Raw genomic sequence first — 23,978 nt, 5'->3', positions numbered from 1 at the left:
CTACTTTAACTACTGATTCACATGAATTATGAATTATGAATGGTTACGCAATTGTGCTGCATAGCAATTCATAATTCATAATTAAAAATTCAAAATTGCGAAGCTCTGCTTCGCATAGCACTCTCAGGAGCACCAAGGAACGAAGGTTTCAGCCCTCCCATATCAATCATTATTTTCTGTATAACGAGCGCCGGGTCGAGCGGACGAACACGCAACGTATGCTTCGCCTTCTTTTCACACTGATGCTTCGTCTGCGTCGTGATGATATGTTCTGCCTGCAACCTGCCGAGGTTGCCATTATAGTCGCCATTGATATTGATTACCTGTTCGTCGCCGCCATCCAGACTTACGGCATAGCGCAAACCTTTGTTATCATTGAAGTTCAGCGTCGAAGAGAAGCGAACGATCACTGTTACCTCACCGCTCTTTTCCGTCTCAAAATCATATTCCAGATACATGCCGCCATCCGGAGTAGCCGTAACGGGCGCAGTGGTGACAGCCGATAGCGTGCGTCCCAGATTAGGGATTGTAATCCAGTGGGCAGAGGCACCATTGGCAGAGCGGGTGTAATGTTCTGCTTCGATAGACACATACCCGTCCTTCTCGACAAACACAGGAGGTGCAGGAGCAATATGCCGTTCGGGAATTACCGTGACTTTAGGCATCGTGTTGTTCCGCGGATCATTCCACGACCTGTAGCCTATATGCGTCTGATCCATGATGTGATTCCATTTGCCGCCACTCATCACATGATTATAATGATAAGTCAACACAGAGTCGCGTTCAAAACACCGGCGCACCCTCATTGCCCATTCATTGGCTTCCACACTGCCGGCTTCCGCCAGTTTGCGGTTCATGGCTACGGCATAGTACATATCGTAGAGGTTGGCACATGCCTGTATCGGGAAGAGTACCAGTTGGTCGAACACATCCCGGTAGTCAGCAGGCATCAGGTAATAGAGTTTCAGGGCGTCCAGACTCAAGGCGGCGTAATCATCCTTCACACGTTTCCATTCGTCGTAGTTCTCCAGGCTGTAGGTTCTGTCGTTCAGCAACTCGGGAGTAACCCTGCGGTTATACTTGGTATATGTATCAATAAGACGCGCTGCCTCTTCCGCATAATTTCCGCCAAACTGCTGCCGGCAGAAGTCTACCGTATGCCGGAAGAGATTGTTTTCATTGAAACGTCCCGGATTCCATGCCATATCCAGGAAGAAAGAGATCGGATATTCCATCGGCTTCAGGTCGCCTACGTTCACCACCCACAGTTCGCGTACACCATATTCGTAGGTCAGCGCCATCTGCTCCCAGGTGCGCTGTATCTGGGTAATGTTAATCCACTTGGAGTTGCGGGGAGCGCCTACGTAATCGAAGTGGTAATACATTCCGTAACCTCCCTTGCGAGGCTTGGCGTTCAAATCGGGCAGCTTGCGTACATTGCCCCAGTTGTCGTCGCACAACAGAAGGGTTACGTCATCGGGCACGCGCATGCCTTTATCATAATAGTCCTGCACCTCTTTATAAAGCGCCCACACTTGCGGGGTTTCCTTTGCTTTCTTGCCGGTTACTTTCTCTATAATCTTCCGCTGGTCTTTCACGATATTCTGCAATAAAGAGATGTTGGCATTCTCGCTCATCGGTTCATCACCGTCGCCGCGCATGGCGAGGGTAATTACCGCTTCCCAGTCTTTGCTGCGCTCCATGCCCTGTTTCCAGAAGTCGCGCAGCACGGCGCCGTTCGTGGTGTAGTTCCACTCTCCCGTGCCGCGGCGCGCCCAGTCTTTCTGTGCCTGGGCCATAGGTTCGTGGTGGGAGGTTCCCATTACGATTCCCATCTCGTCCGCCAGCGGGCCATTGGCGGGGTCATCGTCATAAAAGGCGCTGTTCCACATAGCGGGCCACATGAAGTTCCCTTTCAGGCGGAGCACCAACTCAAATACGGTTTCGTAGAATTTGCTATTGAAGCCGTCAAAGGTATCGTTTGCCCAGTTCCCCAGGCAAGGCCATTCGTCGTTCAGGAAAATGCCGCGGTACTTCACGGCCGGTTCGCCGTCCGTATATACACCTTCTTTAATAGATATGACATCGTGCTTTTCTACCGGAACATCCGCCCAGAAGTACCAGGGAGATACTCCCATCTGCTGTGCCAGTTCGTAAACGCCATAGATGGCGCCCCGCTTGTCGCTGCCGGCAATAACAACTGCTTCCTCGACTCCTTCCATAGGTTGCTTCACGGTTTGCAGGATGTACTTTTCACGTTTTCCCTGCAAGTCGGCGGCGTTAATTTTGCCCGCCTGCACCAATTGCCTGATCCAGGAACTGTTCTCTACGGAACCGATAATCAGCATACGGCTGCCGGAGGCCGAATTAACTATTTCCGGAGTAACTCCCGTTACCTTGCCCGCGTCTGTCTGCAGGTTGGCTACAGCGCGCAATACACCTTTGTCCTCCTGCGAGTCTACCAGTATCGGACAAGCTTTTCCTTGCTGTATCCAGACGAAGCTGCTGCTTTCATTCATCACAAAGCGTTCTGCCGCAGATAGTGACGGTGCGAATGCAACCAGACTCAATACACAATAAATAGCCCAACTAACTTTTCTTTTCATGGTATGATACTTTTGATTAATTTCTGTTATGCACAAAGATACGTCATTACTCCGACATACTTATATCACTCATGTTCCCAGTTCATATAGAAGATGTTACATCTTTCGGAACTATGTTACATAAGCTTTCACTCATGTTACACACAGCCTACAATAAAGCCACAGGATTACTACGGGCAAGGGGGATAATGAGCCTGATACCGAGACATGTTCACCCCTGCAATTAACTTCATCTCCAGACTGAAGATGTATATCTCCAGTCTGGAGATACACATCTCTAAACTGGAGATATATATCTCCAACCTGGAGATGAAATTTCATCCCTACCTCAACCACTCCCATGCCCGGTGAGAACACGCCCCATGACCTGAGATAACATCCCTGAACAACATTAAGATAAAGATGTAACAAGAGAAAACAAACGTGTAACATAACTATTGGGCAGGTAGAAGAGAATGGGGTACATTTGTGATGTAAAAAATAAGATCATGAAACACATTGCAATTCTCTTAGTGTGCGCATTAGCATACTCTACAGGGATGTGGGCACAAGACCCCATCCCCCACTCCCAACCTGGTTTTGATATTGAAAAAGCAGGAGTTACCAAAGGGAAAATAGATACAGTGAGCTACGACTCGAAAACTGTTGGTGTAAAACGGAAAGCATTGGTTTACACTCCGCACGGTTTCAGCAAGGACAAGAAGTACCCTGTTCTTTATCTGCTGCACGGCATCGGCGGCGATGAACTGGAATGGTTGAAGAATGGCAATCCCCAAATCATTCTGGACAACCTGTATGCCGAAAACAAGTTGGAACCTATGATTGTGGTACTCCCTAACGGCAGAGCCATAAAGGACGACCGCGCTACCGGCAATATTATGGCGCCCGATAAAGTAGAAGGATTCGCCATCTTCGAAAAAGACTTGCTGAACGACCTGATACCTTTCATTGAAAAAGAATACCCCGTAATAAAAGATCGCGAAAGCCGTGCCATAGCCGGACTATCAATGGGTGGCGGACAGGCTCTGAACTTCGGACTGGGAAACCTGGATAAGTTCGCCTGGGTAGGCGGCTTCTCTTCCGCTCCCAACACAAAGACACCCGAAGTGCTTGTACCAAACCCTGAAACAGCCAAACAGCAACTAAAGCTGCTGTGGATATCATGCGGCGACAAGGATGGACTGATGCGTTTCAGCGAACGCCTCCATCTTTATCTGCAACAGCATGAAGTGCCTCACATCTTTTACGTAGAACCGGGTGGGCACGATTTCAATGTATGGAAGAACGACCTGTATCTACTCTCCCAACTACTATTTAAACCGGTAGATACATCAAGCTTCGACCGGTATGCAATAAAATGATAATTAAAAATGAATACTTACTAATATTAACTCATATAAAAAAAGAATAGTTTGGTTATGACAAAGAAACAAGTAGTTTTATTATTATTCGCCGTTTTTTCCGTGTTCGCAATGCCCAAAGCAGCAGCCGGCAATGGCAAACAGAACAACACGACTAAATTCGTTTATCACGGAGCAGGCAATCCGTATCTGCCGTTATGGGAACATTTACCGGACGGCGAACCACGTGTTTTTGAAGACCCCGACAATCCGGGAAAGTACCGTGCCTATATCATCGGATCACACGATGTCCGCTTCGGCAGTTATTGCGGGCCGGACATAAGAATGTGGTCGGCACCCGTTGAAGACCTCTCGAGCTGGCGCGACGAAGGCCCCATCTTTACCTACCGGGTAGAAGGACAGTGGGACGTGATGTACGCCCCCGACCTCGTTGAAGTGAAGAGAAAGAACGGCACCAAAGAATATTATCTGTTCCCCCACAGCCGCGGCAGAAACAGAGAAGCAATGGTGGCTAAGGGCACTCGTCCCGACGGACCGTTTACCCCCATCAACCTGACTGCCGACGGAACAAGAACCGTGGACGGAAGTATCCTGGGATTCGACCCCTCCATATATATTGAATACGTTACAGACCCGAACGACCCTGATTATGAAATCGGATTCAGGGCATACGGATACTGGGGATTCCAACGTTCATTGGCCGCCCAACTGGACCAGAACACCATGTACTCCGTACGTCCGGGAACAGAAGTTATACCTTATTTTATGCCCGCCGGAGTGCGCAGAGGCAACAACAACCGCGCCCCGAAAGACATTACATACCCGCACATCTATCCCGGAGAAGACCTCCAGGCATTCAACTTCTTCGAAGCGTCATCCATACGTAAGATTGGGAACAAATACGTAACCATCTACAGCGGATATTCAGGTCCCGATTATGGGTTGGACAGCTCCAACTCCACCCTGCGCTACGCTTATGGCGACTCTCCGTTAGGTCCGTGGAAAAGCGGCGGCGTCCTGGTAGACTCGCGCGCACCGGTGTTAAACCAAGACGGCTCGAAGCTGCAAACCACCAATGCCGGACATAACACGCACGGAAGCATCGAACTTATCAACGAACAATGGTACGTGTTCTATCACCGTCCGCCCCGTGGATTCGGCAATGCACGCCAGGCGATGGTAGCTCCCATCCATGTGGAATGGGACAAGGAGCCGGTGTCCGAAGGTGGCAAAGTATCACTCAGAGCCTACGACCCATACGCCAAAGACAATATCTGGACAGCCAAAGACAGCCGCAACAACGAATACAAAGGAGCGGAAGTAACGTCGGAAGGCTTCCACATATTCGGTCTTGACCCTTACCAATATTATTCCGCAGGATTTGCCTGTTACCTTTCCGACATACGCATCCAGCAGGATTCATGGGACATCTGGGATAACCACGCACCTATCACCAACGTGAAGAACGGTCATATAATAGGATACAAATACTTCGGTTTCGGAGGACTGGCTAAAGACAAGTCGGGCATAAAGGCTTTCAAAGGAACTCAAAAGGGGAATAAAACAGCCTTTAACCTCTTCCTTATGCCGAAAACATCGAAGGCGTTTAAAGTGAACGTTTGGTTAGACGGCCCGTGGGATAATGCAGCCTGGAAAGGGACGAAGATAGGTGAGATAGTCGTTCCGGCTAATTCTACACAGGAAACGGCACAGTTTACAGTTGATGTATCGAAGTTCGTTGACCACCTGGACAAGAAACATGCAATCTATCTTGTTGCCGAAAGTGAAGAAGCAGGCAATCTCTTCGACCTGGCAGGGTTGGGATTCAGTTCAGGCAAGAAGAAGATTGTCCGCCCGGTGGTTCCCCGGGTGAACATAGCAGTCAATGGAAAAGCAATCGAAGTGCCGGCAACTCCTGTCCGTTCTACCGAAAGCAATGGTATTACCGGTTACGACTTGTATGAGGCTGTTTACCAACTTCCTGCCGGTAGCACCGCAGTACCTAAAGTATCGGCATCTGCAACAGATAAGAGCGTGAAAGTAGAGGTTGTTCAGGCTACGTCGGTTTCGGGAAGCGCTATGGTGAAGTTCAACTATAAGGGGGTTACTAAAACGTATAAGGTGGTATTCAGTCCGCTTGCGGCTACGAATTAAGCTGTAGTATCTCTATTGGTTGTATCTCTATTCTCCTNNAGGAGAATAGAGATACAACCAATTATCAACAATATAAATAGAGATAATACAGTAATATAAAACTTACAATAAAAAACTCTGGTTATGAATTTACTAAGAAAAACATGGGTGATACTGGTAGCCATTATGGTTAGTTCGTGTCACGCGTATGATATCAAGTCTCCCAACAGAGACCTGAAAGTCACAATAGAACCTGCAGAAGACAACACCTACGGTGAAGCTCTCTTTTCAGTAGACTATAAAGGAAACCGCATCCTTTCCCAATCAAAGTTAGGATTGGAGACAGATGCGCAGAAGTTAGCCGGAAACCTGAAGTTGAAATCCGTTTCCGATGTACTGAACAGAGCCGAAGCCTACGATATGATAACCGGGAAACGCAAACGTTGTGTGAACCTCGCCCGCGAAAAAACCTTCTCCTTTGAAAACGAAAAGGGACAGACACTGGACGTTACATTCAGAGTATACAATGACGGCATCGCCTTTAAATACAAAGTGAATGCCGTTGCCGACGAAGAACACATCATCAACGAGCATACCGAATACACCGTTCCGCAGGGAGCTAAAAGATGGATGCAACAGTACGACCCGGGATACGAGAAGTTCTATCCGCTATCCACAGACGGAAAACTCGCCAACCGCCCGGACGTTGACCGCTGGGGATATCCCGCACTCGTCGAACCGAAGGATTCAGTCTTCATGCTGATAACAGAAGCAGATATCAAGCGAGGGCATTGCGGCTCTCTTTTATATAATGGAGACAATCGCGACAGCTACCGGGTGCGTCTTGCCGATGATAAGCAAGCAGTTGGCAAGGGTTCGTGGGAATCTCCCTGGCGATTACTCATCACAGGAGATTTGTCTGATGTGGTAGAATCCACCTTGGTAACCGACGTCTCCGAGCCTTCTAAAGTGAAGGATACGGAATGGATAACCCCCGGTATGGTATCGTGGATATACTGGGCGCACAATCACGGGTCAAGAGATTACCAAATAATAAAGGAGTATATCGACCTGGCTGTCCGCATGAAGTGGCCCTACGATTTGATTGATGCCGAATGGGATGAGATGGTCAATGGAGGCAACATTGAAGATGTGGTGAAGTATGCCCTGCAACAGAACGTGAAACCGTTGATATGGTATAACTCGAGCACCAACTGGATTAATGGCCCCGGCCCCGGATTCCGGCTCAATAAGAAAGAAGACCGGGAGAAGGAATATAAATGGTTGCAGGACATAGGAGTGGTAGGTATCAAAGTAGACTTCTTCTCGGGCGATAGCGCCACCACCATGAACTATTACATGGACTTGCTCGAAGACGCCGTGAAGTATAAGCTGATGGTCAACTTTCATGGCTCCACCATCCCCCGCGGCTGGCAACGCACCTACCCTCACATGATGTCGATGGAAGGTGTGTATGGCGCCGAGTGGTATAACAACGCTCCGGTACTGACTAACCGTGCCGCCGAACATAATGCAACGCTGCCTTTCACGAGAAACGTCATAGGCCCAATGGATTATACTCCGGGTACTTTCTCCGATTCACAGCATCCGCATATCACCTCGCACGGCCATGAGCTTGCACTGCCCGTGATTTTTGAATCGCCTCTGCAACACATGCCCGACAGGCCTTCTACTTACGACAACCTGCCGGAACCGGTAAAGCGCCTGCTATCGGAACTGCCCACGGCGTGGGACGACACGAAGTTTCTGGCGGGCTATCCCGGAGTAGAAGTGATCATGGCGCGCCGCAAAGGCGATGTATGGTATATTGCAGGCATCAACGGAACTAATGAACCCAGAACGCTTCGTGCATCGTTAGAAGCTATCCCCGTAAGCGGCAAGCAGATATCCCTGTTCAAGGATGGCGCCGATGACAAGAACTTTGCCATTGAAGAAAACATATCCTTATCGGATAATGAAACCGCTTTGGAGGTACAATGTTTGCCGCGTGGCGGTTTTGTAGCTATAATAAAATGATGAAGACAGATTGATAGCCATCAGAATTATCTAATATTGAAGAACAAATGTCTAATATTTAAAGGGAAAAGTGAATATACTGCTTACTTTTGTATCGTACAAAGTTATAGAATATAAGTTTTAATCATTAAATGTAATAAGAACCATGAAATCAATTAAGAGTGTATTAGTATTGATGGCGCTGTGTTGTTGCACTTCCCTCGCGGGGCAAGACTATCAGCAAACCCCCGGGGGCGTGAAGGCGACCATTAATTCGGTAGACGTGGAGTTGCAGTTCTACTCTCCGTCAATTGTAAGAATCCTGAAGTCGCCTGACGGATGGAAGTACACAAAGGAGAGCCTTTCTGTAATAGAAAGCCCTCAGAAAGTGAAACCCACCATTACCCGGGAAGGCAGTACGGTGAGGCTGAAAAGCAGTGAAATAGAAGTTACTCTTAACCTGGAGTCCGGCATTGTGTCTTTCTTCAATGCCAAAGGAGAGCCTCTGCTCAGTGAAAAGGGCAAGCCGGAGTTTACCGACTTCAACGATGCCGGAAGCAAAACGTTCACCGTTAAGCAAGCGTTTATCCTGGATAAAGACGAGCCTCTTTATGGATTGGGCATTCTTCAGAATGGAAAGATGTCACAACGTAACCAGACCAAGCGCCTTATGCAGGGCAATGTGGAAGACGTGGTTCCATTCGTACAATCGGTGAAGGGATATGGCCTGTTCTGGGACAATTATTCGCCGACCAACTTTACCGATAAACCGGAAGAGACCTCTTTCCAGTCCGAAGTGGGCGATTGCGTGGACTATTACTTCATGCATGGCGGAAATGCCGACGGCGTAGTGGCACAGATGCGTGCGCTGACCGGACAAGTACCGATGTTCCCCCTCTGGACTTACGGTTACTTCCAAAGTAAGGAGCGCTACAAAAGCCAGGAAGAAACGGTGGGCGTGGTACGCAAGTACCGCGAACTGGGTGTTCCGCTTGACGGAATCATTCAGGACTGGCAATACTGGGGAAACAATTATCTATGGAATGCCATGGACTTCAAGAACCCATTGTTCAACGACCCGCAGAAGATGGTTAACGATGTACACGGAATGAATGCGCACATGCTGATTTCCATCTGGTCGTCGTTTGGGCCGATGACCAAACCTTACAGAGAGCTGGACAAGAAAGGTATGCTGTTTAACTTCTCCACATGGCCTCAGTCGGGACTCGAAACCTGGCCGCCGAACATGGAATATCCTTCCGGAGTGCGTGTGTACGATGCTTACAATCCGCAGGCTCGCGCCATCTACTGGAAATACATGAACGAAGGCCTCTTCAAACTGGGTATAGACGGCTGGTGGATGGACTCTACAGAGCCTGACCATTTTGACTGGAAGCCGGAGGACTGGAACACGAAGACCTATCTGGGTTCATTCCGCAAGATGCGCAACGCTTATCCGCTGGTGTCGGTGGGTGGAGTATATGATAACCAGCGCGCCACGACTGCAGACAAACGTGTATTTATCCTCACCCGTTCCGTATTTGCCGGACAGCAACGCTACGGCGCCAACGTATGGTCGGGAGATATCAGCTCGTCCTGGGAATCACTGCGCAACCAGATTCCGGCAGGGTTGAACTTCACGCTTACCGGAAATCCCAACTATAACACGGATATAGGCGGCTTCTTTGCCGGACATTACAACAGGGGCTGGAATGACGGAAGCGCACCCAAGAATCCAATGTTCCAGGAACTGTATGTACGCTGGATGCAATTCGGAGCGTTCAGCCCGATGATGCGTTCGCATGGAGCCGATACGCCGAGAGAAATCTACCAGTTCGGAAAGAAGGGCGAACCGGTGTACGACGCCATTGAGAAGATGATTCATCTGCGCTATTCGTTGCTTCCTTATATATACTCCACTTCGTGGGAAGTGACCGAACGCCAATCGAGCTTCATGCGCGCTTTGGTGATGGACTTTGCCGGCGACAGGAACGTGTGGGATATAAATGACCAATATATGTTTGGCAAATCCATCCTTGTAGCACCGGTCATCAACGCGCACTACACTCAGGAGAAAGTAGTGAGAGTAAATGAGAATGAAGGTTGGAATAGAAATGACGACCGGAAGTTTGGGGATAAAGCGGCGGTAGATTTCATGCAGGCCAAGTCCGAAAAGGTATATCTGCCGGCAGGCACTGCCTGGTACGACTTCTGGACGAACGCGAAGTATGACGGCGGACAGGAGATAGAGAAGGAGACGACGATTGACGTCATCCCGCTGTATATCAAAGCGGGCAGTATTATTCCGATTGGCCCTGAAGTGCAGTATGCAACAGAGAAACCGTGGGACGATATTGAATTGAGAGTGTACGCCGGCGCCGATGGTTCCTTTGTGCTTTACGAAGATGAGTTCGACAATTATAATTATGAACTGGGGGCATATACGGAAATCCCCATCGCATGGAACAACGCCTCACGCCAGTTGACGATAGGAGCACGGAAAGGTGCCTACAAGGGGATGTTGAACAACAGAAAGTTCACTGTCGTGCTTCAGGACGGAACCCGGAAAGTGGTTAACTACAGTGGAAAAAGAGTTAGTGTGAAATTCTAATATCAGAAACAATGAAGAAACTTATTTTGCCCGTATTGACAGCAGCGCTATTACTTACGGCTGCTACCCAGGAGAATCTGAATGCCCAGACTCCAATCATACAGACCAAATTCACTGCCGACCCTGCACCAATGGTACACAAGGGTACGGTATATCTCTATACCACCCACGACGAAGATTATGCCCCCGAAGGAATGGCAGGCTTTCGCATGAAAGAATGGCTGCTGTACACCAGCACCGACATGGTGAACTGGACCGACCACGGCACCATCGCCAACTTATACAGCTTCAAATGGGCCGACCCTGCCATATCCGGTTGGGGAGGATTTGAGAACGGCGCCTGGGCGCCCCAGTGCATCGAGCGTAACGGGAAGTTCTATCTGTACTGTCCGGTACAGGGACGGGGAATCGGCGTACTGGTTGCCGACAATCCTTTCGGCCCCTTCACCGACCCCCTCGGAAAGCCTCTGATTGGCGCCCAGTACGACAGCATCGACCCCAGCGTATGGATAGACGACGACGGACAGGCATACCTCTATTGGGGAAACCCCAACCTCTGGTATGTGAAACTGAACGAAGACATGATATCCTGCTCAGGAGAAATCACGAAAGACGAGTTAATCCGGAAGATAAAAGACCAGAAAGACCCTTACCACTTCCAGGAAGGCCCCTGGGCATACAAGAAGAACGGGCACTACTACATGGCATATGCAAGCACCTGCTGCCCCGAAGGCATCGGTTATGCAATGGCCCCCAGCGCCATAGGCCCTTGGGAATTTAAAGGTTACATCATGAAGCCCAACAGGAAATCCTCCGGAAACCATCCGGGAATCATCGACTATAAAGGCAAGTCCTACGTATTCGGATTCAACTACCGGTTGAATTTCATGATAACCGACAAGCATCATGAACGCCGTTCGATATGCGTAGCCGAAATGAAATACAATCCCGACGGCACTATCCAGGAACTGCCCTGGTGGGACGACGGCGTAGCGGTTGAACCCGTCGGCACACTGAATCCTTACAAGCGGACTGAAGCTGAAACAATGGCATGGAGCCAGGGACTCAAATCTGCCGGGGACAACGAAAACGGGATGTACATCACCTCCATCCACAACAAAGACTTCCTCCAGTTGAAAGCCGTTGACTTCGGGAAAGGGGCAAAGACATTTGAAATCCGTGCAGCCACGATAACCAAAGGAAAGATTGAAATTCGTCTGGACAGCCTCGAAGGTACATTGCTCGGAGTATGCAGCATAAACAACACCGGCGGTTGGGATGCGTGGAAAACCTTCACTGCTGACATCGAAAAGGTAAGTGGAGTTCACGACCTGTACTTCGTCTTCAGAGGAGGAGACGGAGAGATGTTCAACATAGACTACTGGAAGTTGAAGTAAACGACCGGGAAACTACGGTTGAAGTAAATTATAGATAAACAACACCTCGATATTTATGAAATATTTTTTAGTTATTGCGGCGCTATTTGTTTGCTCCGCAATAAAGGCAGAAGAAAAACAAGTCACAAGCCCAAACGGGAAAATAACAGTTACCATCTCTGATAAGGATGGACAACCGTCATACAGTATCACTCATAATGGTACTCCTTTTATCACATCCTCTCCCTTGGGGCTTGTTACCAACATCGGCGATTTCTCCAAAGAAATGTCTTTGGGGCAGGAAGTACGGTCGAGCGTAATTGACGAGACCTATACATTGCCCAACATAAAGCAGAGCAATGTACACTATGTAGCCACAGAAGCTGTGTACCAATTTAGTAAGCAAGAGAAAGTGATATACGACGTCATATTTCGCGTAACTGACCGGGACGTCGCCTTCAGATATAAAATGTATCCTCAAAAGAATACTTTGTCCTGCGTCATAAAGCAAGAGGCGACAGGCTTTGTGCTTCCCGACGGGAGTACCACTTTCCTGTGCCCGCAAAGCAAGCCTATGGGAGGCTTTGCCCGCACCTCGCCCAGTTACGAAACGCCTTACAGGGCAGATGATTCCATGGGTAAAAACGGATGGGGCGAAGGCTATACCTTTCCCTGCCTGTTCCGCAACGGCGACAAAGGATGGATACTCATCTCGGAAACAGGTGTAGACAGCAAATATTGCGGAAGCCGTCTGCTGGGACATGAAAATGGACTGTACACAATCGGTTTCCCGCAGGAAGGTGAAATGAATGGAAACGGTACGACTTCACCCGGACTTGCACTGCCCGGAGAAACACCCTGGCGGACAATCACTTTAGGTGAAACCTTAGCCCCGATCGTTGAGACAACAGTTGCCTTTGATGTTGTGAAGCCGCTATATGCAGCATCACGGAAGTATGAATACGGCAGAGGCTCCTGGAGTTGGATTATCGGTATGGACGGAAGTACGAAGTATGAAGAGCAATTGCGCTACATTGATTTCTCGGCAGCAATGGGATATCAGTCTCTGCTGGTAGATGCACTGTGGGATACGCAGATTGGCTATGACAAGATTGAAAAGTTAGCTAAATACGGAACAGAGAAAGGAGTAGCCCTCTATCTGTGGTATAACTCCAACGGATATTGGAATGACGCGCCGCAAACGCCGCGTGGCATTATGGACAATACAATAGCCCGGCGTAAAGAAATGAAATGGATGCAAAGTATCGGGATACGTGGCATAAAGGTTGACTTCCTGGGTGGCGACAAGCAGGTAACCATGCAGATGTACGAAGACATTCTCGCCGATGCCAACGAGTATGGGTTACTGGTGATTTTCCACGGATGCACTTTACCTCGCGGTTGGGAACGTATGTATCCTAACTATGCATCGAGCGAAGCTGTACTGGCGAGTGAAAACCTGCATTTCTCACAAGGGAGTTGTGACAACGAAGCTTTCAATGCCTGTCTGCATCCGTTTATCCGCAACACAGTGGGCAGCATGGACTTTGGCGGCAGTGCATTAAATAAATATTATAATGCGACTAATGCTCCGCGCGGAAGCCGGCGTATTACTTCTGATGTGTTCGCTTTGGCTACTGCGGTAATGTTTCAAAGTCCGGTGCAGCACTTTGCCTTAGCCCCGAACAACCTGACGGATGCTCCGGAATGGGCGATAGGCTTCATGAAAGAAGTTCCCACTACATGGGATGAGGTACGCTTTATCGACGGTTACCCCGGTAAATATGCAGTCATGGCTCGCAGGCATGGAGATAAATGGTATATAGCAGGAGTCAGTGCACAGAAAGAAACCGTGAAGTTGAAGATTACTCTGCCCATGTTTGCACCCGGTAATCAGGTGCGGGTATTCAGTGATAATGAAGAATTGCAGGGCAGCGTAAAACCGGTAAAGGTGAATAAGAAACAGGAATTGCAGCTGACAATACCTTGCAATGGGGGAATATTAATTGTAGAATAATCAAATAAGAAAAGATAATATGGATAAAATGAAATCTCTACTTTTCTCATCACTATTGGTGATGGCAAGTGCTTCGGGACTGGCACAGAACCCGATCATCCAGACAAAGTACACGGCTGACCCGGCTCCAATGGTATATAATGATAAAGTATATCTTTATACCACCCACGACGAAGATAACTCTACCTGGTTTACAATGAACGACTGGTGCCTGTACACAACAAACGATATGGTGAACTGGACTGATCATGGTGCTGTTCTGTCATACACCGATTTCAGTTGGGCCAAAGGGGATGCCTGGGCGCCGCAATGCATTGAAAGAGGCGGAAAGTTCTACATGTATGTGCCTGTGATTTCTAAAATCAATAACAGGGGGGCGATTGGAGTAGCAGTGGCGGATAGTCCTTATGGCCCCTTCTATGACCCGCTTGATAAACCACTGGTTCAGAGTGAATGGGGAGATATTGACCCGACAGTTTTCATTGACGACGACGGACAGGCTTATATGTACTGGGGCAACCCCAACTTGTATTACGTGAAGCTGAATGAAGACATGATTTCTTACAGCGGAGACATCGTACGCGTGCCTTTGACTGCGGAGTCATTCGGAAAACGCGAAGGTGATTCTCAGCGAGCCACCCTTTATGAAGAAGGCCCCTGGCTTTACAAAAGAGATAAAATGTACTATTTGTTCTGGCCCGGAGGACCGTTGCCCGAACACATCGGCTATTCAACCGCTAACTCTATTACAGGACCGTGGAAATATGGCGGTACGGTAATGGCTGCTGGAGGCGGATCATTTACAATCCACCCGGGAGTAATTGATTTCAGAGGCAAGACCTATTATTTTTATCATAACGGGAAGTTGCCCGGTGGTGGTGGTTTCAACCGTTCGGTATGTGTTGAAGAACTCAAATTCAACAAAGACGGATCAATTCCTGAGGTGAAGATGACGGAAGGAATCACCAAAGGAATTGCCACCTTGAATCCGTATGTAAAGAATGAAGCGGAAACAATCGCATTCTCCGAAGGTTTCAAGTCTTTCAGGAACAACCAGGTAGGTGTTTTTGTGACGGCAATGAAGGACGGCAGTTATATCCGGGTTTGTGGCGTGGACTTCGGAAAAACCGGTGCTACCAAGTTTACTGCCAGGTTGGGTACTACGCACAATGCTCCGGTGCAACTCGAAGTGCGTCTGAACAGTGCGGACGGAGAGTTGGTAGGAACCATTAAAGTACCCCGGACTGGCGGCGACGACCGTTGGGACTTGCGGAGCATTGATATCTCCAAGGTGACCGGAGTACACGACCTTTATTTTGTGGTGAAAGGAAGGCCGGCTACCAATCTTATGTATTTCGATTATTGGAGGTTCTCTAAATAAATCGGCATCAGTAATTCTTTAGACGCGGATTATTAAGATAATCTACTTCGCTCTATACTTGCTTAAAACCCCGCCCGGAAGGTATTCTGAGAGGGGTAGTCTAAGTATACGACTGAGGTAGCCTAAGTATACGACTGAGATACCCTAAGTCGTATAGTGAGATAGTCTAAGTATGGGAGTGAGATTATAACTACTAATTTAACTCCTGATTCACATTAAACATAAGTACTTATTCCATGAAAACAATAAAGAAGCGAACTCAGGTTGGAGTAATCGCAACAGCTCTGTCTCTCTGTGTATTCATGCTAAATGCAGCATGTATCTCAAGAGAAAAGGAACACATAGTTCTTGAACTGAAACAAGGTACACTCTCACTGATACCACTCAACCGGAATGCTGTCCGGGTACAGTTCACTCAACCGGGTTCAGCGCCTATGCAGGAACTGATCTATACAGAAAGCGTAACCGCTCCGGAATGTAAAGTTACAGAGAATGACAAATCGTTGACTCTGTCTCTGGAAGGTATTTCCGTGGAGTTCGATAAGGATACGGAAACGCTGACTTTTAAGGATGCGAACAAGCGTATCATTCTCCGCGAAAAGGCAGGAGGACGTTTCATGACGGCTTCTTCTGTTCAGGGAGAAGCCACATTTCAGGTAGAGCAGCAGTTTGTATCTCCGGAAGACGAGTACATATACGGTACGGGGCAATTTCAAGATGGCTATCTTAACGTCAAAGGGTTATCGCGGAGGCTGACACAGGTCAACACACAGATTGCCATTCCTTTTATTCTGTCAAACAAAGGTTATGGCCTGTTGTGGAATAACTACGGATTGACGGATTTCAACCCGGCGGATGCATCTATTGAATTGACGCCTGAGAGTGCAAGCGGCGAAGCTGTTACCGTGAATGCCACAGGTACAAGCGGAAATGTAAAAGAGACCAGACAGACATACTCTTTTACCGCTTCGCTGGAAGTACCCCGTTCCGGACGTTATTCGTTGTTGCTGGATGTCGGCCAACGGATGGCTCGCAAGTATTATCTTACCGTTGATGGAAATAAGGTGTTTGATGTCAACAACTTATGGTTGCCTCCTACAACCTCTGCCATAGTAGAACTGGCTGCCGGGAAACATGCTATAGAAGTGCAGGGTGAGCGTAACGACAAGCCTGTATTATATTGGCGCCCTGTTTCCGATGAAACAGTTTTCCGTTCGCCGGTTGCCCGGGCATTGGATTATACTGTTTTTGCAGGCAATGGGGATGAAGTTATTGCCAGCTACCGGGAGTTGACCGGGCCTGCTCCCATGATGCCTTTGTGGAGTTTAGGATATATACATTGCCGGGAACGATACAACACTCAGGCAGAGCTGTTGGAGAATGCCCGTGAGTTCAGACGCAGGAAGTTACCCATAGATTTGATTGTTCAGGACTGGCAGTATTGGGGGAAACATGGCTGGAATGCCATGAAGTTTGATGAGGACAGGTATCCCGATCCGGACAAGATGCTTCAGGAGCTTCATGACATGGATATGCGCCTGATGATTTCTGTCTGGTCTAAAATAGATGTTCAGTCAGAAGTTGGGAAACAGGCAAAAGAAAACGGGTATTATATTCCGGGCAGCGACTGGATTGACTTCTTCAATGCCGATGCCGCAGCATTCTATTGGCGGAACTTCCGTGACGGACTGTTGAAATACGGCATTGATGCCTGGTGGCAGGATGCTACCGAACCGGAGAATGATGACCTCCGGAACCGGCGTATCAATAAAGGGCAGACGCCGGGAGAGGTTTACCGGAATGTCTATCCGATGTATGTCAGTAAAACCATTTATGAGGGTTTGCGCAAAGACGACCCTGACCGGAGGGCTATGATATTCACCCGCAGCGGTTTTTCCGGAATGCAGCGTTATGCGGCGGCAACATGGTCGGGAGATGTGGGACATGACTGGGAAACCCTGCGCCGGCAAATAGCCGGAGGACTGGGGCAAATGGCAACAGGACTGCCTTGGTGGACGTATGATGCCGGCGGTTTCTTCCGCCCGGGCAATCAATATACCAATACGGAGTATCATGAACAATTCATCCGTTGGCTACAGGCAGGAACATTTTTTCCATTGATGCGTGTGCATGGTTACATGAGTAATACCGAACCCTGGAGATACGGAGAGAAGGTTGAACGCATAGTTGCCCGGTACTTAGACTTGCGCTATAGGTTTCTACCTTATATATATTCACAGAATGCTGCGATTTCCTTTAAAGGTTACACCCTGATGCGTCCGTTGGTGATGGATTTCCCGGAAGATCCTCTCGCGTTGGAACAAAAGCATCAGTTTATGTTTGGGCCATCTCTCCTGGTTGCTCCGGTTGTAGAGGGCGGCATTAGCCGGATGAAGGTTTATCTTCCCCAATGTCAGGCGGGTTGGATAGACTTTTGGGATGGTGCATTTTACAAGGGCGGACAACTGATAGATACAGATGTTGACCTCACGAAGATACCTTTATTCGTGAAAGCCGGCTCCATATTGCCATTGGGACCTGCCAAACAATTTGCTTCTGAAGATACAGAACAGCCGTGGGAAATCCGCATTTATCCGGGCGCTAACGGTACGTATTCTGTTTACGAGGATGAAGGGAACAATTATAATTATGAAAAGGGACAGTTCTGCACGTTTGAATTAAGCTGGAATGACGCGGATAAGACTCTGACTATCAGTGATAGAAAGGGTAAGTTCACCGGAATGAAAAAGAAGATAACTCTTAATGTCACGTTGGTATCACCACAATCCGGCACCGGGGTTTATCAGTCAACGCCAAACAGAACTGTGACGTATGCAGGAAAGAAGATGAAAATATCGTTGTAATAAGTAGCAATTCTTTAGACGCGGATGACGCGGATTTTTAATACTGCGCTACGTTATCCCACCCGGAAGATAAAAAGAGATCCGCGTTATCTGCGTCTAAAAAATTATAGTATAAACTCATTATAATCAATCAAAATAACTTTTAGAACTATGAATAATAACAAAATTCTGATAACACTCGTGAGCCTTGCATTAGCAAGCGCAATCACGGGATGCAGTCAACCGCAGACCGTATGGCTCGATGATTTGGACTTGACAGCCATGACCCAGGGACATGGTAATGCCATGAAGAACAAATCAGTTGACGGCAAAACGCTGACAATCGGAGGCCAGACGTTTGAACGTGGAGTAGGCACCCACTCTGTCAGTGAAATAGCCATTCAAGTGGATGGTAAAGCAACCTCATTTACCGCTCAGGTGGGGCTGGATGATGAAATACTGGAACGTAAGGTATCGGCTGAATTCATTGTAATCGGCGATGGCGCTCAACTATGGTCCAGCGGAGTTGTAAAGGCAGGAGATGCACCCAAGCAATGTTCTGTTGCACTTGACGGAGTGAAGAGGCTTGAACTGATTGTTGCCGACGGCGGCGATGGCCCTTATTATGATCATGCAGACTGGGCAGATGCAAAGATTATTTCAAAGGGAAAGAAAAGTTTTCCTACACTAAAGTTCATAGCTACCGAACCTTATATACTGACTCCTCCTGCTCCTGCTACACCAAGAATTAATAGCGCATCCGTGTTTGGAGTGCGTCCAGGTTCTCCATTCCTATTTCAGGTGGCGGCTACGGGCGACCGTCCAATGGCATTCTCGGCAACAGGATTACCGGCAGGATTGGAGATTAACCCGGAAACTGGTTTGATTACCGGTAAACTAACTGTACCCGGAACGTTTGAGGTAACTCTACAGGCTCAAAACGAAAAGGGAGTAACAGAGAAGACATTCCGTATTGAATGTGGCGACAGAATTGCCCTTACTCCGCCAATGGGATGGAATAGCTGGAACTGTTTCGGACATGAAGTCTCGGCAAAGAAAGTGAAACAAGCAGCAAGAGCCATGGTAGAAAGCGGTCTCATTAATTATGGCTGGACTTACGTCAACATAGACGACTCGTGGCAACACCACCGCGACCCCAACGACCGTACCAGAGGCGGAAAGCTGCGCGACAACCGTGGCAATATCATAACCAATGCCCAATTTCCCGATATGAAAGGACTGACTGATTACATACATTCGCTTGGGTTGAAAGTAGGTATCTACTCCTCACCCGGCCCGTGGACATGCGGAGGATGTGCAGGTAGCTACGGTTATGAGAAACAAGACGCCGAGATGTATGCCAAATGGGGATTTGATTATCTGAAATATGACTGGTGCAGCTATGGAGGTGTACTCGACCGTGATTTGAAGAAAGACCCCTACAGTGTATCTTCTTTGGCTTTCCAGGGAGGAGGAGACTCGATTGTAGGTAGAGAACCGTTCAGAATCATGGGCGACTACCTGCGTAAACAGCCCCGGGACATTGTTTATAACCTGTGTCAATATGGTATGGGAGACGTCTGGAAGTGGGGAGATTCCGTTGGAGGTCAGAGTTGGCGCACAACGAATGACATTACCGACACGTGGGAAAGTGTAAAAAACATAGCTCTTTCTCAGGACAAAGCCGCTGCCTGGGCTAAACCCGGTAACTGGAACGACCCGGATATGCTGGTAGTTGGCATTGTAGGTTGGGGTAATCCTCACCAGACCAGGCTTAAACCGGATGAACAATATCTGCATCTTAGTCTCTGGAGCTTGTTCTCCGCACCGCTCCTGATAGGCTGCGACCTGGAGAAGATGGATGATTTCACATTCAGTTTGTTAACCAATAACGAGGTTATAGCTGTCAATCAGGACCCTCTGGGGAAACAGGCCACATGTGTACATGCCATCGGAGAATTACGTATCTACGTGAAGGAGTTGGAAGACGGAAGTAAAGCGGTAGGGTTCTGTAACTTCGACCGTGAAAAGGCGGATATCTCTTTCCGGGATTTCAATAAACTGGGCATCACGGGTAAGCAGACCGTACGTGACCTGTGGAGACAAAAAGATATTAAAACGCTTGATGCCGGACAAGAAGCATTGTCTCTGAATGTGCCGGCTCACGGTGTATTGCTTTATAAGTTTACTCCGGTTCAGTAGAGTTAATGTAAATTAGAGTAGAAGTTAGATAATTAAACATGAAAACCTATGATAAAAGTATTGTTCTTCTTTTTCCCTCTCATTGCATGGAGCCTTTACTTAGAGGCGCAAACCGCTAATGAGGATAAACATCGACTGATTGTGACAACTGATTTGGGAGGTACCGACCCCGATGATACTCAATCAATGATACATTTACTGCTGTGCTCAAATGTAATTGATATCGAGGGACTTATCAGCTCACAGGTTTGGGTAGATGACCCGGATAAAACCGCTAAAATCTCAGAAATAGTGGAGCTGTTTGGAGAACTGCTGCCTCGCTTAAATAAACATGCAGAGGGATATCCCGGTTTAAACCAGCTGAGGGCAATTATAAAGCGAGGACAAGCTCTTTCCAATATGAATGGGGTAGGTCAAGGTAAAGATTCGCCCGGTTCAGAACTGATTATTGCGGCTGTTGACAAGAAAAACGACCAACGACCTGTATGGCTTGCGGCCTGGGGCGGAATGAATACCATAGCACAAGCCTTATGGAAAGTGAAACATACACGCAGTGAGAAAGCTCTTAAGAGGTTTATTGCCAAAATCCGCATCTATGATATTCTTGGCCAAGATGATGCCGGAGCATGGATAGCAAAGAACTTTCCAGAAGTAGTGTACATCAGAAACAAAGAAATATATGGTTGGGCGCCTTCAGACCAATGGATTAAACAGAACGTTCAAAACTGTCAACCATTAGGTAAACATTATCCTGATAGAATCTGGGTACCGGAAGGAGACTCCCCTTCTTTCTTTTACGTTTATGCAAATGGCCTGAATGTACCCGACTCACTGGAATATGGAGGATGGGGAGGCCGTTTCTCCAATCAAAAGACGAGTGACATACGAGGTATGGATTTCATAGTGCGCAACGGGAAAGATGAAACGCAATACGATCCTTATTACATGCATGGAAGCTGCAAGGAGGGCTGTGGCGCTATCAATAAATGGAAACAGCACATTTGGAATGATTTAGCAGCACGTATGTTGTGGACTACAACTGATGATTATAAAGCGGTGAATCATCATCCTCATGCGGTACTTGATGGAGACCATTCGTTGAAATGTATTTTCAGAAAGGTAAAAGCCGGCAGCTATATAGCTTTAGATGCCAGCGGATCAACCGATCCCGACGGTAACAATCTGACATACAAATGGAGTGTTTACACAGAGCCAAGCAGCTACAAAGGTGAAGTAAGAATAGAGGGCCATAACGCAGCAAAATGTAAAATACATATTCCTGCTGATGCTATGGGAGAGAATATACATATCATTTTAGAATTAACAGATAAAGCAACTCCTACGCTTACTGTTTACAGGCGCGTAGTGGTAAATATAAATTAGAATAATCTACAATTAAATTATAACATTATGAAAAATAGTCTTTTTACTTTTAGTTTGTGTCTGCTCCTGGCCGGTTATGGCGGAGAAGGCAATGAAGTGACGTTTACTCCGGAAGGAGAAAGCAATGAAGTAACATTTACTCCGGAAGGAAATCCGATAATTCTGGATAAATTCACAGCCGACCCGGCGCCACTGGTACACAATGGCAGGCTTTACCTCTATGTAGGCCACGATGAAGCCGAAGACGGTCAGGACTTTAACATAACCGAATGGTTGTGCTATTCCACCAAAGACATGAAGACGTGGACAGATCACGGAAGTGTACTCAAACCTACGGACTTCTCATGGGGCATAGGCGAAGCATGGGCATCTCAGGTTGTAGAAAGAGATGGGAAGTTCTATTATTATACAACAGTACAAGCGGGAGCTCCGTATAATAGCAAAGTTGTAGGAGTTGCCGTTTCGGATAGTCCGACCGGGCCTTTTGTTGACGCACGTGGCACACCGCTTATAACAGACAACATGACTCCCAACGGGCCACGAGGATGGTGGAATGACATAGACCCGACAGTTTTTGTAGACGATGACGGCACTCCCTATATGAGTTGGGGTAACGGAACCTGTTTTATGGTTAAACTTAAACCCAACATGACAGAGTTGGACGGCCCTATAGAGATACTTAAAATGCCGAAGTATATAGAAGGACCGTGGATTCATAAACACGGAAATCTTTACTATCTTACGTATGCTTCAAGAGGTAAGGGACGAGAAACAATAAGCTATGCCACAGCCCCAAGCATGAAAGGCCCTTGGACATACCGCGGACTCCTGACAGGAATGGCAGAGAATAGTTTTACCATACATCCGGGAATCATTCAGTATGAAGGTCAAGATTATCTGTTCTATCACAATGCAACCCTTACTTTGAACGGAAAATCAGGAGCTACAGGCCGTAGAAGCGTTTGCGTTGATTATCTATATTACCTACCGGATGGCCGGATGGCGTACGTAGAACAAACCAAAGAAGGAATTACGGTGAAGCCGAAAACTGTAGAAGAAGTAGCCGGAATTGTAAATCCGTCTGCCGATGAGGAGGAAGTAATTGTAGAGAAAGAGATTATAAAAAAATAAGAGAATTGGTGCGCGGGCAACATGAGCATCTGTATCATTGCTACGCCTACTATTTCTCAGAACTTGGCTTGCGCAATGCGCGAATCAACTCAAACAGTTTTATGCCCCGCTACCTGCTGCGATACAATCAAGCGGTAGCGGGGTAATCTTTAAGCAAAAGCATGCATTTATGTAATATAGCGAGGTGCTATGCCGAATGTGAAAACTTCATTTAACCTGCATTGGGTTTTCCTTACCCAAGCAGCCACTTCTCTATGTTCCGCATCTTGGCAGAGAAGGTTATGCCTATCTTGAATAGCTGTCGGGAGTCGTGTGTCAAACGGGAGGGCGTACTGCTTTTCTTCTATCTGTTGCAAGGCTTCCTCCGTTGTGCCGTCCAGCTTGAATTCCATGACGTAAATGAACTTATCGTTTGGAGAACCAGGTCAATGCGCCAGGCGCTTGTGTGGTATTCAGCTTTTACATAAAAACCTACAAGCTTGAAGACGATAAAGAGTACATTCTGATAGTGCAGTTCCAAGTCACGAACCAGTTCGTAAGGGGTATCGGAGAAGAAACTTTGCAAGCGGCGGAAGAAAGCATCATAGTCATCGGCACGTACTTCATGAACAAACTTCTGAACTACTAACTACTAACCCCTAACCTCTACAGGCTAAGAATTTACGAAAATATCTAAATGACAATAAACAACCACCATTTGCATTCATTATGATAGCATTATCCCGCCTTTCGTAACATGCCTTGATTTATAAATTCATCTTTTAGAGTACTTGATGAATAAACAAAGAATAATGATGCACTATTTATGTGCATTATTGCATATTTACAAGCTGTTTATGCAAAAAGTACTGGTTTCTTAAGGATGAAACACTAACTATCTATAAATAGATCACTAACTATCTATAAGTAGATCACTAA

The 23,978-nt window shown here is 47.5% G+C and carries 13 protein-coding genes and 1 pseudogene; 12 read left to right on the top strand and 2 right to left on the bottom strand.

Annotation, left to right across the window (positions count from 1 at the left end):
• Positions 1 to 89 precede the first annotated feature (89 nt).
• A complete protein-coding gene (locus B2Z67_RS05365; RefSeq protein WP_291528788.1) occupies positions 90 to 2,606 on the bottom strand; it encodes a glycosyl hydrolase 115 family protein in 2,517 nt (838 codons plus the stop codon).
• Between the two features lie 207 nt (positions 2,607 to 2,813).
• Between B2Z67_RS05365 and B2Z67_RS05360 the strand changes: the two genes are divergently transcribed.
• The 12 genes from B2Z67_RS05360 to B2Z67_RS05305 all read left to right on the top strand — a co-directional run bounded on the left by B2Z67_RS05360 (position 2,814) and on the right by B2Z67_RS05305 (position 23,060).
• Positions 2,814 to 2,957 (top strand): hypothetical protein, encoded by a 144-nt coding sequence (locus B2Z67_RS05360; protein WP_291528787.1) that lies wholly within the window; start codon positions 2,814 to 2,816, stop codon positions 2,955 to 2,957.
• 137 nt (positions 2,958 to 3,094) lie between these two features.
• Complete coding sequence (locus B2Z67_RS05355; protein WP_291528786.1) at positions 3,095 to 3,967, top strand: alpha/beta hydrolase; 873 nt, start codon at positions 3,095 to 3,097, stop codon at positions 3,965 to 3,967.
• A 57-nt stretch (positions 3,968 to 4,024) separates the two neighbouring features.
• Positions 4,025 to 6,121, top strand: a complete 2,097-nt coding sequence (locus B2Z67_RS05350) for a hypothetical protein (protein WP_291528785.1) — start codon at positions 4,025 to 4,027, stop codon at positions 6,119 to 6,121.
• Positions 6,122 to 6,244: 123 nt separating this feature from the next.
• Entirely contained in the window at positions 6,245 to 8,137 is a 1,893-nt protein-coding gene (locus B2Z67_RS05345) for a glycoside hydrolase family 97 protein (RefSeq protein ID WP_291528784.1), read from the top strand.
• Between the two features lie 145 nt (positions 8,138 to 8,282).
• Positions 8,283 to 10,727: a TIM-barrel domain-containing protein gene (locus tag B2Z67_RS05340; RefSeq protein ID WP_414630783.1), complete on the top strand. Its 2,445-nt coding sequence runs from the start codon at positions 8,283 to 8,285 to the stop codon at positions 10,725 to 10,727.
• An 11-nt stretch (positions 10,728 to 10,738) separates the two neighbouring features.
• A complete protein-coding gene (locus tag B2Z67_RS05335) occupies positions 10,739 to 12,124 on the top strand; it encodes a glycoside hydrolase family 43 protein (protein ID WP_291528783.1) in 1,386 nt (461 codons plus the stop codon).
• 55 nt (positions 12,125 to 12,179) lie between these two features.
• Positions 12,180 to 14,120, top strand: a complete 1,941-nt coding sequence (locus B2Z67_RS05330; protein WP_291528782.1) for a glycoside hydrolase family 97 protein — start codon at positions 12,180 to 12,182, stop codon at positions 14,118 to 14,120.
• A gap of 19 nt (positions 14,121 to 14,139) precedes the next feature.
• On the top strand, positions 14,140 to 15,501 hold the full coding sequence (locus tag B2Z67_RS05325) for a glycoside hydrolase family 43 protein (RefSeq protein ID WP_291528781.1): 1,362 nt from the start codon (positions 14,140 to 14,142) through the stop codon (positions 15,499 to 15,501).
• 236 nt (positions 15,502 to 15,737) lie between these two features.
• Complete coding sequence (locus tag B2Z67_RS05320; protein WP_291528780.1) at positions 15,738 to 18,365, top strand: TIM-barrel domain-containing protein; 2,628 nt, start codon at positions 15,738 to 15,740, stop codon at positions 18,363 to 18,365.
• A gap of 150 nt (positions 18,366 to 18,515) precedes the next feature.
• Entirely contained in the window at positions 18,516 to 20,546 is a 2,031-nt protein-coding gene (locus B2Z67_RS05315; RefSeq protein WP_291528779.1) for an NPCBM/NEW2 domain-containing protein, read from the top strand.
• Positions 20,547 to 20,594: 48 nt separating this feature from the next.
• Positions 20,595 to 21,929, top strand: a complete 1,335-nt coding sequence (locus B2Z67_RS05310) for a DUF1593 domain-containing protein (protein ID WP_291528778.1) — start codon at positions 20,595 to 20,597, stop codon at positions 21,927 to 21,929.
• Between the two features lie 27 nt (positions 21,930 to 21,956).
• The gene (locus tag B2Z67_RS05305; protein WP_291528777.1) at positions 21,957 to 23,060 is read left to right on the top strand and encodes a glycoside hydrolase family 43 protein; all 1,104 of its coding nucleotides are present in this window, start codon (positions 21,957 to 21,959) and stop codon (positions 23,058 to 23,060) included.
• Positions 23,061 to 23,292: 232 nt separating this feature from the next.
• On the opposite strand, the pseudogene B2Z67_RS05300 reads toward B2Z67_RS05305, so the two are convergent.
• A pseudogene (locus tag B2Z67_RS05300) lies at positions 23,293 to 23,682 on the bottom strand (PD-(D/E)XK nuclease domain-containing protein); the annotation flags it as partial.
• Between the last annotated feature and the right edge of the window lie 296 nt (positions 23,683 to 23,978).

The sequence above is a fragment of the Bacteroides sp. UBA939 genome, from assembly GCF_002293435.1.
Taxonomy (GTDB): Bacteria; Bacteroidota; Bacteroidia; order Bacteroidales; family Bacteroidaceae; genus Bacteroides.
The sequence above is the reverse complement of the archived record's forward strand: the minus strand, read 5'-3'. Positions and strand labels throughout refer to the sequence as shown.

Bases quoted from the DNA above. Each gene is read 5' to 3' on its own strand.
- B2Z67_RS05355 (WP_291528786.1), top strand. From the start codon at position 3,095: ATGAAACACATTGCAATTCTCTTAGTGTGCGCATTAGCATACTCTACA.
- B2Z67_RS05345 (WP_291528784.1), top strand. From the start codon at position 6,245: ATGAATTTACTAAGAAAAACATGGGTGATACTGGTAGCCATTATGGTT.
- B2Z67_RS05305 (WP_291528777.1), top strand. From the start codon at position 21,957: ATGAAAAATAGTCTTTTTACTTTTAGTTTGTGTCTGCTCCTGGCCGGT.
- B2Z67_RS05325 (WP_291528781.1), top strand. From the start codon at position 14,140: ATGGATAAAATGAAATCTCTACTTTTCTCATCACTATTGGTGATGGCA.
- B2Z67_RS05365 (WP_291528788.1), bottom strand. From the start codon at position 2,606: ATGAAAAGAAAAGTTAGTTGGGCTATTTATTGTGTATTGAGTCTGGTT.
- B2Z67_RS05340 (WP_414630783.1), top strand. From the start codon at position 8,283: ATGAAATCAATTAAGAGTGTATTAGTATTGATGGCGCTGTGTTGTTGC.
- B2Z67_RS05330 (WP_291528782.1), top strand. From the start codon at position 12,180: ATGAAATATTTTTTAGTTATTGCGGCGCTATTTGTTTGCTCCGCAATA.
- B2Z67_RS05310 (WP_291528778.1), top strand. From the start codon at position 20,595: ATGATAAAAGTATTGTTCTTCTTTTTCCCTCTCATTGCATGGAGCCTT.
- B2Z67_RS05350 (WP_291528785.1), top strand. From the start codon at position 4,025: ATGACAAAGAAACAAGTAGTTTTATTATTATTCGCCGTTTTTTCCGTG.
- B2Z67_RS05360 (WP_291528787.1), top strand. From the start codon at position 2,814: ATGTTCACCCCTGCAATTAACTTCATCTCCAGACTGAAGATGTATATC.
- B2Z67_RS05335 (WP_291528783.1), top strand. From the start codon at position 10,739: ATGAAGAAACTTATTTTGCCCGTATTGACAGCAGCGCTATTACTTACG.
- B2Z67_RS05315 (WP_291528779.1), top strand. From the start codon at position 18,516: ATGAATAATAACAAAATTCTGATAACACTCGTGAGCCTTGCATTAGCA.
- B2Z67_RS05320 (WP_291528780.1), top strand. From the start codon at position 15,738: ATGAAAACAATAAAGAAGCGAACTCAGGTTGGAGTAATCGCAACAGCT.